General features: G+C 65.3%; 10 protein-coding genes. 8 read left to right on the forward strand and 2 right to left on the reverse strand.

Going from position 1 to position 12,107, the window contains the following annotated elements; translation table 11 throughout:
- The first annotated feature begins 19 nt into the window (after positions 1-19).
- The 8 genes from FHS78_RS09895 (at position 20) to FHS78_RS09930 (ending at position 9,903) form a co-directional block, all read left to right on the forward strand.
- A complete protein-coding gene (locus FHS78_RS09895; RefSeq protein WP_167094100.1) occupies positions 20-571 on the forward strand; it encodes an HD domain-containing protein in 552 nt (183 codons plus the stop codon).
- Between the two features lie 137 nt (positions 572-708).
- Positions 709-1,245, forward strand: a complete 537-nt coding sequence (locus FHS78_RS09900) for a tyrosine phosphatase family protein (RefSeq protein ID WP_425500298.1) — start codon at positions 709-711, stop codon at positions 1,243-1,245.
- 5 nt (positions 1,246-1,250) lie between these two features.
- The gene (locus FHS78_RS09905) at positions 1,251-2,342 is read left to right on the forward strand and encodes an NUDIX hydrolase (RefSeq protein WP_205305271.1); all 1,092 of its coding nucleotides are present in this window, start codon (positions 1,251-1,253) and stop codon (positions 2,340-2,342) included.
- A gap of 73 nt (positions 2,343-2,415) precedes the next feature.
- Positions 2,416-5,085, forward strand: coding sequence for a DUF2339 domain-containing protein (locus FHS78_RS09910; RefSeq protein ID WP_167093731.1), 2,670 nt, complete (start codon positions 2,416-2,418; stop codon positions 5,083-5,085).
- A gap of 228 nt (positions 5,086-5,313) precedes the next feature.
- Positions 5,314-6,399 (forward strand): quinolinate synthase NadA, encoded by a 1,086-nt coding sequence (gene nadA / locus FHS78_RS09915; RefSeq protein ID WP_167093733.1) that lies wholly within the window; start codon positions 5,314-5,316, stop codon positions 6,397-6,399.
- A gap of 101 nt (positions 6,400-6,500) precedes the next feature.
- Complete coding sequence (locus FHS78_RS09920) at positions 6,501-8,129, forward strand: L-aspartate oxidase (RefSeq protein WP_167093735.1); 1,629 nt, start codon at positions 6,501-6,503, stop codon at positions 8,127-8,129.
- Positions 8,126-9,007, forward strand: a complete 882-nt coding sequence (gene nadC, locus FHS78_RS09925; protein ID WP_167093737.1) for a carboxylating nicotinate-nucleotide diphosphorylase — start codon at positions 8,126-8,128, stop codon at positions 9,005-9,007. Before FHS78_RS09920 ends, nadC begins: the two co-directional genes overlap by 4 nt.
- Before the next feature lie 83 nt (positions 9,008-9,090).
- Positions 9,091-9,903 (forward strand): SDR family oxidoreductase, encoded by an 813-nt coding sequence (locus FHS78_RS09930; protein WP_167093738.1) that lies wholly within the window; start codon positions 9,091-9,093, stop codon positions 9,901-9,903.
- 58 nt (positions 9,904-9,961) lie between these two features.
- Here FHS78_RS09930 and FHS78_RS09935 read toward each other — a convergent pair whose 3' ends face one another.
- A complete protein-coding gene (locus tag FHS78_RS09935) occupies positions 9,962-10,726 on the reverse strand; it encodes a cell wall hydrolase (RefSeq protein ID WP_167093739.1) in 765 nt (254 codons plus the stop codon).
- Positions 10,727-11,143: 417 nt separating this feature from the next.
- Positions 11,144-12,103, reverse strand: coding sequence for a methylmalonyl Co-A mutase-associated GTPase MeaB (gene meaB / locus FHS78_RS09940; RefSeq protein ID WP_167093740.1), 960 nt, complete (start codon positions 12,101-12,103; stop codon positions 11,144-11,146).
- Positions 12,104-12,107: the final 4 nt, after the last annotated feature.

Here is a 12,107-nt window from a genome sequence, read left to right on the forward strand (position 1 = left end):
GCCGCGCGCCTGGCAGCGCATGCTGAGCGGGCGCCGCCTCGATCTCATCGACCCTTCGCCGCTCGACATCGAGATCGAGGACATCGCCCACGGGCTCGCCCGCGTGGCGCGGTGGAACGGGCAGACGACGGGCGATCATGCCTTTTCGGTCGCAGAGCATAGCGTCGTGGTGGACGATCTCTGCCTGCGCTTCCGGCCGGGCTGGCCCAGAAAATGGCGGCTCGCCGCGCTGCTGCATGATGCGCCGGAATATGTGATCGGCGACATGATCAGCCCCTTCAAGGCCGCGCTCGGTCTCGACTACAAGGCCTTCGAGCATCGGCTGGAGGCGGCGATCCATCGGCGTTTCGGCCTGCCCGCGGAGCTGCCCAAAACGGTGGAAGAAACCATCAAGCGGGCGGACCGGGCCTGCGCCTTTTTCGAGGCGACCCAGATCGCCGGTTTCGAGGACGAGGAGGCCGCGCGCATTTTCGGGCGGCCCCGCAACGTGACCCCGATCCGGCTGAAGCCCCTGCCCGCCAGGGAGGCCCAGGCGCTCTTTCTGAAGCGCTTTCGGGCGCTTGAGGGCTGATCCCCGCGCAGACCGACGCAAAATCGCATCATCGCCTTCACGCAGATGTACCAGAATCTGCTAAGCTTATGCTTCGTAAGGAATTTGCCCCTTCTTTGAACATTCCGGTGATAACCGGAGCGGAGACCGGTCCCGTGATGATCTATGTGAGCCCGCTCAGCGCCGTCCATGACGCGATCCGCGAGCACGAACCGTCGCATCTGGTGAGCCTGCTCGACCCGGAGACCATGATCGAGACGCCCGAGGGCTTCGACCCGGCGCGGCATCTGCGCATCGGCGTCAACGACATCGCCGAGCCGATCGACGAACTGGTCCCGCCGACGCAAGCCCATGTCGCCGACCTCATCGCCTTCATTCGCGGCTGGGACGAGGCCCGGCGCGACGGCGGGCCGGCGCCGCTGCTGCTTCATTGCTGGGCAGGCATCAGCCGCTCCACCGCGGCCGCCTTCATCGCGCTATGCGTCTTGAACGAGGACCAGTCGGAAACCTTTCTCGCCCGCCAGATCCGCGACAGCGCGCCCCATGCCCATCCCAACCGGCTGATGGTGACGCTCGCCGACGACGTGCTTGGCCGCGAAGGCCGCATGGTCGCGGCGGTGGATGCGCTGGGTCCGGGAAAGGCCGCCTGGGAAGGCATGCTGTTCGGCCTCCCCGTCCGGCTCGAGGAGGGCTGATCTCCATGGCGCCCGGAAAAGACGCCGCCGGCGATCAGACCCCCTTCACCTCGCCCCCCGGCCAGGAAGCGGCGAGCCCGGCCGGCAAGGCGGTGGTGATCGGCCTCAACGCCGCCATCGTCACCGTCTCCGAAGACCAGCCGAAAATTCTCGTCGTGCCGCACGACCAGACCTCGCATGACGGAGAAGACGCGACCGACGCCACGCAATGGGATGCGCTGCCCTTCGGTCCCTTCGATCCGCTGGAACATCGCACGCTGGAAATCGGCCTGCGCTCCTGGGTGCGCGAGCAGACGCATCTTTCGCTCGGCTATGTGGAACAGCTCTACACCTTCGGCGACCGCGGCCGTCATGCGCGCGAGGTGCGCACCCCGAACGGCCATGTGGTGTCGGTCGGCTATCTCGCGCTCACCCGCACGCATGACGGCGAGCTTTACGGCGCGGCATGGCGTGACTGGTATCAGTATTTCCCGTGGGAGGACTGGCGCGAGGGCAAGCCGCCCATCGTCGACGAGCTGATCGTGCCCTATCTGCGCGACTGGGCGGCCAAGCAGTCCGACGCCTCGCCGGAAGAGATGACCCGCGGCAAGCGGCGCGACCGGCTGCGGCTTTGTTTCGGCGTCGACGGCGTCGCCTGGGACGACGAAAAAGTGCTGGAACGCTACGAGCTTCTTTACGAAGCGGGGCTCGTGCAGGAAGCCGCGCGCGACGGACGCGCCAGCGCCGTCGCACTGGGCGAGCGCCGGCCCGTGATCGGCCGCCCCATGCAGTTCGACCATCGCCGCATCCTCGCCACCGCGATGAGCCGGCTGCGCGCCAAGATCAAATACCGCCCCGTCGTGTTCGAGCTGATGGCCTCGACCTTCACGCTCTACGAATTGCAACGCACGGTGGAAGCGCTGATCGGGCTGCATGTCCACAAGCAGAATTTCCGCCGGCTGGTGGAAAAGGGCGGCATGGTGGAACGCACGGGCCGCGTCTCCACCCGCACCGGCGGACGGCCCGCCGAACAGTTCCGTTTCCGCCGCGAGGTGCTGAACGAGCGCCCTGCCCCCGGTCTCAAACTCGCCCCCTCCCGCAGCCGCGCCAACAGCTGACACGAATCGGCAGACCGGCCCGCCCCATCTGCGCTACCCTCCCTGCCGATAATTCGCGCGAGGGGAGAGTTCGATGGGTGAGGTCTTTGTCTTCATCGTGATCATTGTCGCCGGGGCGGGCTGGTACTCGCTCTCGCGGCGGGTGACGCGCCTGACGCGCGATGTGGAATGGCTGAAGGCACGGCTTGCGCCGGATACAGGCGAGACGCCCCGCCAGGCGAGCGCGCCTGCTGCGCCCGAACCGCGAGAGGAGAAAAGACCGGAAACGCCCCCGGATGTTCGGGGATGGGTCGCCCAAAGGCCGAAAACCCCGCCGCCTCAACCTGCGGATGCGCGCCCCGAAAGCCCCACCCCCGAGCGCGGAAAGCGCGACGGAGAGGGCGGCGGCCTGGAACAGGCCCTCGGAACCCGATGGACGGTCTGGATCGGCGGACTCGCCCTCGCCTTCGGCGCCATCTTCCTGGTTCAGTATTCGGTCCAACAGGGGCTTATCGGTCCCGGGGTCCGCATCTTTCTCGGTGTCCTGCTTTCCGCCGTATTGCTCGCGGCAGGCGAAATGCTGCGCCGCCGCCCGGATATCGTCGCCCGGTCGCAAGCCGACAATGTCCCGATCCCGCCCATTCTCACCGCAACCGGCTGCATTGCGGGCTATGCCACCATCTACGCCGCCTATGCGCTTTACGGCATGCTGTCTCCCGGTGTCGCGTTCCTGCTGCTGGGCGTCGTCTCCCTCGCGACCATCCTCCTTTCGGGTGTCCATGCGAGCTATCTCGCCGCCATCGGTCTGCTCGGCAGCGTGCTGACGCCCGCCCTCATCACCTCGGATGCGCCGCAGCCGGAAGTTCTCTTCCTTTACCTGACCTTCGTCATCGGCGCGGCCATCGCCACGGCGGAGCTGCGGCAATGGCGATGGCTCAACTACGCCGCCATCGCCGCCTCGCTCGTCTGGCCGCTCATATGGCTCGTCATGCTGTGGGTTCCCGGCGACGAGATCGTGATCGCACTCCATCTGCTCGCGCTCTACGGGTTCCAGCTCTTCTGGGCATGGGACGAAGCGCAAGAAACCGGCAAGGCGGATTTCCTCTCCCCGCCCAGCGTCGCCGCTGCGATCACCGGCTTCCTCGTCATGCTGTTCCTCTTCGCCGCCGATCATGAAGCGCCGGCGCTTGCCGGGTTCGCCGCCTATATCCTGCTCTCCATCGGCGCGGGCTGGCGGCGCGCGGGTTTCGCGCCCGCCGTCGCGATCTCCGCGCCCTTTGCCGTGGCGGGTCTTGGATTATGGGCCATCCCCCGGGCGGCGTGGGACCAGAATCTCTCCACCTCCATCACGCATTATTTTACCCAGCCGCTCCTCTCCGAGGCGCTGACGAGCTATCTCGTCGCAAGCGCCCTCGCTGCGCTTCTTTACGGCGGCGCGGGCTATCTGAAACAGGTCGCCGGTACGCGGCAGAAAGGCTGGGCGGCGGCCGCGACCTTCGTTCCGCTGACGCTTTTCACCATCGCCTATGCGCGCACCGAGCTGCTCGAAACCAGCATCTCATGGGCTTTCCTGGCCCTCATCCTCGCCATCCTGCATGCCGGTATCACACAGCAGCTCAATGAGCGGCAACGCGGCAGCGCGGCGGGGGATTTCGCCATCGCGCTTTATGCCGGCGCCACGCTCGGCTTCCTCGCGCTGACTTTCGCCATTGCCTTCCGCAATGAATGGCTCACCATCGCGCTTTCGCTGCTGGTGCCCGGTATCGCGTCCATCCGGCGCCATCTCAATGTGCCGGTGCTTGAAAAAATTGCGGTCTTCTTCGGCGGCGTGGTTCTGGTCCGGCTGCTCTTCAACCCCTACCTGCCGGATTACGACATCGGCACCACACCGATCTTCAACGTCCTGCTCTACACCTACGGCCTGCCCGCGGCTTTCACCGGCCTCGGCGCCTTGCTGTTCCGTCGTGAAGGGCTGGACAGGACGGCTAACTATCTGGAGCAGGTCGCGCTCGTTCTGGGCTTCGTCCTCATCCATCTGGAAATCAATCATGCCTTCAATGACGGCGATGCGTTCCGCTTCCCGGGCATGCGCTACAGCCTCGCCGAGCATGGCTATTTCCTCATCGTCTGGCTGACGGCCGCGCTCGCACTGATGAAATGGCGTCTCCATGTGGACAGACCCCATTATCGCTGGATGACAAAGGTGCTGTTCGGACTTTCCTATGTCGGCATCTTCTTCGGCGTCTTCGTCATGTCGCCGCTCCACTCGACCATCAGGTTCAATGGGCCGCTCTTCTTCGATGCGATGATGCTCGCCTATCTTGTGCCCGCCCTGCTGGCGGCGCTTTGCGTCGTCGCCGTGCAAAAGCTCACCCCCGGGCGCAAAGGCCTGGGCATGGCCCTCGCATCCGCCATTGCAGGCTTCGCCTATTACAGCCTGGAAATCCGCCGCCTCTTCCACGAAGGCAGCATCGCACTTCGCCATGTGCCGGTTACCGAGGCGGAAAGTTACAGCTACTCGCTCGCCTGGCTCGTCCTCGGCGGCATCATGCTGGCCGCTGCTTTCGTCACCCGCCGGCAAATGCTTCGCGTCGGATCGCTCTGTCTCATCATCCTCGTGGTCGGCAAGGTCTTCCTGCTCGACATGTCCGGGCTGAGCGGCATCCTGCGGGCGGCCTCTTTCCTGGGGCTCGGCGCAGCGCTGATCGGCATCGGGCTCTTCTACCAGCGGATGGTCTTCCGCAAAGCCCCCGGATCGGACTGACGCAAAGCCCGTCCATGCCTCGAAACAGGCTCTTCGGGCTCCCCTGATTTGCAGTTGACGGGACTAATGCTCATCTGTAGCATAAGCCTCAGTTGGAAACTGGATCAGTCAGCCGGCCGGAGCCGGTGTTTTTGATCCCTATAATATGCTCACTTTGAGTATTAGCCTCTCCCGCACATGCCGATGCCCGGCAGGCGCGACAGGAAGAAGAGGCGTCTGGAGGTTGAGATGGCACTTGCTGGCGAAATCCAAGCCAAAACCGGTCAGGGCGCTGCGACGCCGGGGTCGGTGGCCAAGAACTATGCGCCCGTCGAGAAGCCCGATCTGGAATACACGCCCGAGCTGGCGGAAGAGATGGCGCCGCTTTACGAGAAGGTGAAGCACGTCATCCCGCCCATCGAGTGGCCTTTCTTCGCGCCCTATATCAAGGCGATCAACGAGCTGAAGAAAGAGCGCAACGCGGTCATCCTGGCGCATAACTATCAGACGCCGGAAATCTTCCACTGCGTCAGCGACATCGCGGGCGACAGCCTGCAGCTCGCCAAGGACGCGGCGAAGGTGGATGCCGATGTGATCGTGCAATGCGGCGTGCACTTCATGGCGGAGACCTCGAAGCTCCTCAATCCGGAAAAGACGGTTCTCATTCCCGATGCAAAGGCGGGCTGCTCGCTCGCCGAAAGCATTACCGGCGCCGATGTGCGCATGCTGCGCGAGAAGTTCCCCGGTGTACCGATCGTCACCTATGTGAACACGTCGGCCGATGTGAAGGCGGAAAGCGACATCTGCTGCACCTCGTCCAACGCCGTGCAGGTTGTGGAAAGCTTCGACAGCGACACGGTGCTCTGCATTCCGGACGAGTATCTGGCGCAGAACATCGCCAAGCAGACGAAGAAAAAGATCCTCACCTGGAAGGGCCATTGCGAAGTGCATGAGCGCTTCACGGCGGAAGAACTCAAGCGCTATCGCGAGGACGATCCGAACATCGTCATCATCGCGCATCCCGAATGCCCGCCGGATGTGGTGGAAGAAGCGGACTTCTCCGGTTCCACCAGCGGCATGATCAACTGGGTGCAGGAAAACCAGCCCAAAAAGGTCGTCATGGTGACGGAATGCTCCATGAGCGACAATGTGGCGGTCGCCAATCCGAACGTCGAATTCGTGCGCCCCTGCAATCTCTGCCCGCATATGAAGCGGATCACTCTCCAGAACATTCTGGATTCGCTTCTCTATATGAAGGACGAAGTGACCGTCGATCCGGCCGTGGCCGGCAAGGCGCGGCTCGCGGTCGAGCGGATGATCAATCTCGGAAACTGACCGGCTTCCCCCGTGCCTCTGGCGCGGGGGGTTTGCCATCAGGTCACATGCGGTCGGTGCGCCCTCGCGCATCGCGACCGGGACATGCGGGGTTCTGAACCATGGCCCATGACAACATCACCGATGCGGGCGACGTACTCATCGTCGGGGCCGGTCTGGCCGGTCTCTTCACCGCGCTGAAACTCGCGCCCCGCCCCTGTACGGTGCTCGCAGGCGCGCCCATCGGCGCCGGTGCCTCCAGCGCCTGGGCACAGGGCGGCATCGCCGCCGCCGTCACCGAGGGCGATACGGCGGAAGATCATGCCGCCGACACCGTCGCGGCGGGCGCAGGCCTCGTGGACGAGGACGTCGCACTTTCCATGGCGCGGGAGGCGCGCGAACGCATCGAGGATCTGCTACGGCTCGGCGTTCCCTTCGACCGCGACCTCGAAGGCAAGCTCAAGGCGGGCCGCGAAGCCGCCCATGGCTGCAACCGCATCGTGCATGTGCGCGGCGACCAGGCGGGCAAGGCCATCATGGAAGCGCTTGTCGCCGCCGTGCGCGCAACGCCCAGCATTCGCGTCATCGAAGGCTTCTCGGCCTATGAGCTGGCCGTGGAACAGGGCCGCGTCGCGGGCGTTTTTGCGCGCCCGGCCAACACCAATGCCGCCCGCACGCCGCTTCTCATCAAGGCGCGCAGCGTGGTGCTTGCGTCGGGCGGTGCGGGCCAGCTTTTCGCCGTCACCACCAATCCGCGCGAGGCGCGCGGCGAAGGCCTTGCCATGGCGGCACGCGCAGGCGCAATGATCGCCGATCCGGAATTCGTGCAATTCCACCCCACCGCCATCGCCGCCGACCGCGACCCCGCCCCGCTGGTGACGGAAGCGCTTCGGGGCGAAGGCGCGATCCTTCTGAACGATCGCGGCGAACGCTTCATGCAGGCGCTCCACAAGGAAGCCGAACTCGCCCCGCGCGACGTGGTGGCGCGCGCCATCTTCCGCGAGCTGGCGGCGGGCCGCAAAGTCCTGCTCGACGCCTCGAAGGCCGTGGGCAACAAATTCCCGGACGCCTTCCCGACCGTCTATCAGAGCTGCGTCGCGCTCGGCATCGATCCGACGAAAGACGGCATCCCGGTCGCGCCCGCCGCGCATTACCATATGGGCGGCATCATGGTGGACATGGCGGGCCGTTCCACCCTGCCCGGCCTCTGGGCCTGCGGCGAAGTGGCGGCGACGGGCGCGCATGGCGCCAATCGCCTTGCCAGCAATTCGCTGCTCGAAGCCGTCGTCTATGCCGCGCGCATTGCCGCCGACATCGATGCGACCATGCCGGCCTCCGACACCGGCTCGGCGCATCATATCGCGCCGCCCGCGCTCGGGCGGGGCGACGCGGTCGCCGCGCCCATGATGGACGAGCTGCGCCGCCTGATGACGCGCCATGTGGGCGTGGAACGCAATGAAGAAGGCCTTGCCCTGGCACTTGCCGGTATCGAGCGGCTGGAACGCGCGGCGGGTCCGGCGAGTCTTTTCCGCAATGTCGCCACCGCCGCCAAGATCGTCACCGCCGCCGCCTATGCGCGCGAGGAAAGCCGGGGCGGCCATTGGCGGAGCGATTTCCCGGAGCCGCGCATTCCCTGCCGGCACCGCAGCTTCATCACGCTCAAGGAAGCCGAGCGCATCGCCGAGGCGGCCGTCTCCGCGGCGGGCATCCATGCGGACACCAACAAGCAAGCCGGAGACGCCGTTTCATGAGTATTCCAAAGGGCATTGAAGTCGAACCGCTGCCCCAGCTCATGATCGAACCGGCCGTGCGCGAGGCGCTGCTGGAAGATCTCGGCCGCGCGGGCGACATCACCACCCAGGCGACCGTGCCCGCCGGGGCGAAAGCGCGGGTGCTGCTCAATGCGCGCGTGCCGGGCCGCGTCTCGGGCCTCGATTGCGCGCGCATGTCCTTCCGCCTCATCGACCCGAACCTGAAAGTCGCGGTGGTGAAGCCGGACGGCGCCGACGTCATGCCGGGCGACACCATCGCCGCCATCGAGGGCCCTGCCCGTTCGATCCTCACGGGCGAGCGCGTGGCGCTCAATTTCATGGGGCACATGTCGGGCATCGCGACGGCGACGCGCGAAATCGCCAATGCCATTGCGCATACCAAGGCGCGCATCTGCTGCACGCGCAAGACGACGCCCGGCCTGCGCCTCTTCGAGAAATATGCCGTGCGCTGCGGCGGGGGCATGAACCATCGTTTCGGCCTCGACGACGCCGTCCTCATCAAGGACAACCACATCGCCGTCGCAGGCGGCGTCGCCGCGGCCATCAGGGCCGCGCAGGCCCATGCGGGGCATCTGGTGAAGATCGAATGCGAGGTCGATACGCTGGAGCAGTTGGCGCAAGCGCTCGATGCGGGCGTCGATGCCGTGCTGCTCGACAATATGGGGCCGGAGACGCTGGCTGAAGCCGTACGGCTCGTCGATGGCCGCGCCATCACCGAGGCCTCGGGCCGCGTCACCGCCGAAACGGCGCCCGCGCTCGCCGAAGCCGGCGTGGACCTCATTTCCAGCGGCTGGATCACCCATTCCGCCCCGACGCTCGACATCGGCCTCGATTTCGACGAGCTGACGGCGTCCTGACGCCCTTTCTCCTTGCCGCCCTCGCCTCCCGCTTTCTAGACTTCGGTCTATAAAAACACGTCAAAGCATCAGGGAGGATCATCATGGGCACCGCGAACGGGCGGCAATCCATCTTCATCACCGGCGCGGCCTCCGGCATGGGCCGCGAGACCGCGAAGCTCTTTCACGGCAAGGGCTGGTTTATCGGCGGGTTCGACGTCAATGCCGACGGCCTCGCCTCGCTCGAAAAGGAGCTGGGCGCGGAAAACTGCATGACGCGCACGCTCGACGTCACAGATCTCGAAGACTACCGCGGGGCCGTCGCCGATTTCGGCAAGGCGACCGGCGGAAGCATGGACATTCTCTACAACAATGCCGGGATCGGGCGCGGCGGGCTTTTCGCCGATATGGCCTATGAAGACATCATGGCCGTGGTGAATGTGAATTTCGTCGGTGTACTGAACGGCATCCATGTGGCGCTGCCGCTGCTGAAGGCGACGGAGAATTCGCTCTGCTTCACCACCTCGTCTTCCTCCGCCACTTACGGCATGCCGGGCATCGCCGTCTATTCGGCGACGAAGCATGCGGTGAAAGGGCTCACCGAAGCGCTCTCCATCGAGTTCCGTCTCATCGGCGTGCGCGCGGCGGATGTGCTGCCCGGCCTCATCGACACGCCCATCCTGCCGGAAGGCGCGGTAGAGGGCGCGCCGAAGGAAGGCATGTTCCGCGCCATTCCGCCGGTCGAGGTCGCGAAATCGGTCTGGGAGGCCTACAACTCCGACAAGCTGCACTGGTATGTGCCGCCGGAGCTTGTGGAACTCGACCAGGCGGCGGGCGTCGCACCCGAACAGGTGCGCGAGCAGATCGCATCGACCGGCCCGCTGGCCGCCCTCTTCGAGGAAATGCAGAACCAGTAACGAAAATGGCGGCGCCCTTTGAAAAGGCGCCGCCATTTTTCATCGCTTCGTGGCCGGATCAGCTATCGCTGGATGCCAGCGTGGTCTTCTTCACCGGCGTGTCGCTTTTCAGGCGGTAGAAGATATGCCGCCCGACCTTGGTGACCTCCACCATGCTGCTCGCCCAGCGGGGGCGCACATAATCGGCGTGATAGAAGAGCGCCTTGCCCACCACATTGTCGCGCACACGGCCCAGCAGGGCCTGCTCGGCCACACTGCGCGCCTGGCGCCAGGCCCTGCGGTCATGCGGCTTTTCCGACATGCCGTCGCAGGTGAAGGAGAACTGGCAGCCCGTGGTCAGCGTGGAGCCCTGATAGACCACATCGCAGACATTGTTGGGATAGAGGCTGGACTTCACCCGGTTGAGGATCACTTCGGCCACGGCGAGCTGGCCTTTCAGCGTCTCGCCGCGGGCCTCGTAATAGATGCCGATGGACAGGCACTGGCGCTGACGGTCCAGCGCGGCCGCGTCGACATCGGCGACGGGGCGCTTGAATTCCATCAGGCCCGGCTTGTCCTTCTCCGCCGCCGCCAGCTTGTAGGTGGGCTGCACGAGTTCGGTCGGCTTCATGCTGGGCTCGGGCGGCAGCCAGGGCAGCTTGCGGCCCGGCGTCGTCGCCATCGCAACCATGGGAACGCTCGCAGGGGTCACGACGGGCGCAGGCGTACCGGCGGCGTGGAACACGGCCCCGCCGACGACACCCAGGCACATCAGCGAAACCGCCGCATATGCCGTCCCCTTGAATATGTGGCCCAGTTCGAGCCACTCCATGACCTTGCGCATCGTTCTCTTTACCGACTGCGTTGTTGTACTTTCAGGGTCCTCTTTTCCGCCCGCGCCTTTCGTTCCCACTCGCTTACCGTTGGAACGCAAAGTCGCTGGAGGTTCCGTCGCTCAGATATCTCGAGTTTCGGACAGACCTGCAGACACAGCACTCACTCGTGCCAGAGCCCGACCGCATTCATACACAGGGCGGCATTCCGGGCGTAAACCTTCTCAAGTCGCGGGCGTGGGTAACACACGCTTGACACGCCGGGCAATGGAATAAGTTGCCACACCCTTAACGGCAGCGGTTAACTTGCTGATTTTTCACAAGTTTTCGAGCTTAAATTCTGCGTAACGGAGCACGCGGAAAGGCATTCCCAGCCCGCATAACGTAAAGGAAAGTGGTATCGAACGACTCAAATTCAAGAGCTGAAATTAATGAATTCCATCACGCCATTTGCGCTGCAACCGCGCCGAAAGGTCGGCATGCAGCGCAAAGGGGGAGCGCTGCGCATCGGCGGAAATCTCTTCTGCCACAAGCGAAAGTCCCTCCCGGCCGAACCGTCCGCCCAGGGACGATCCGACCCAGGACAATCCCTGATCCCGGCGCTTGCCGGAAAGCGCACCGTCCGTGAACAGATGATCTCCATGCGCCTCGATCTCGTCCACGAGACCGGCCACCCCCTCGCCCTTCGCGGCGGAGACGGTGAGCACCTTCACCTGCCACCCGGTGGAGGGCGCTTCGGAGAGGCCGAGCGCGCCGCGCACGTCGGCGACGGCCCGGCTCGCGGCTGGGCCCATATCGGCCTTGGTGACGAGCGCGATATCCGGCACTTCCATGATGCCCGCCTTCATGAACTGGAGGCTGTCGCCGGAGCCCGGCTGGATGCAGAAGACGACCGTGTCGGCGACGTCGGCAATGTCGGTTTCCGACTGGCCGATCCCGACCGTCTCCACCAGCACCACGTCGAAGACGGCCCGCATCAGAACGAGCGCGGGAAAGGTGAGGTCGGCCAGCCCGCCCAGCCTGTCCCGGGCGGCCATGGAGCGGATGAAGACCCCCTGATCGGCCGGGTCCGTCACCATGCGCGTCCGGTCGCCCAGAAGCGCCCCGTGTGTGCGTCGGCTTGAGGGGTCAACGGCGATAATACCGACGGTTTTCCCACGTTTTCGCCATTCGGAGACCAGCGCATTGGTCAGTGTGGACTTGCCCACGCCGGGTGGCCCGGTGAGCCCGGCGACCGTCGCTCTGGGGGCGTCCCAGGCGGCATCCAGCAGCGCCACCGTGCGCGGATCGTCGGGCGCGGCCTCCACCGCGGCCAGCGCCCGGGCGAGCGCCGCCTTGCCACCTTTCAGCAGCTCCTCAAACGAGGGAATGTCGAGGTGCCTTGCCACCGGC

The sequence above is a fragment of the Parvibaculum indicum genome (assembly GCF_011762095.1).
GTDB lineage: Bacteria > Pseudomonadota > Alphaproteobacteria > Parvibaculales > Parvibaculaceae > Parvibaculum > Parvibaculum indicum.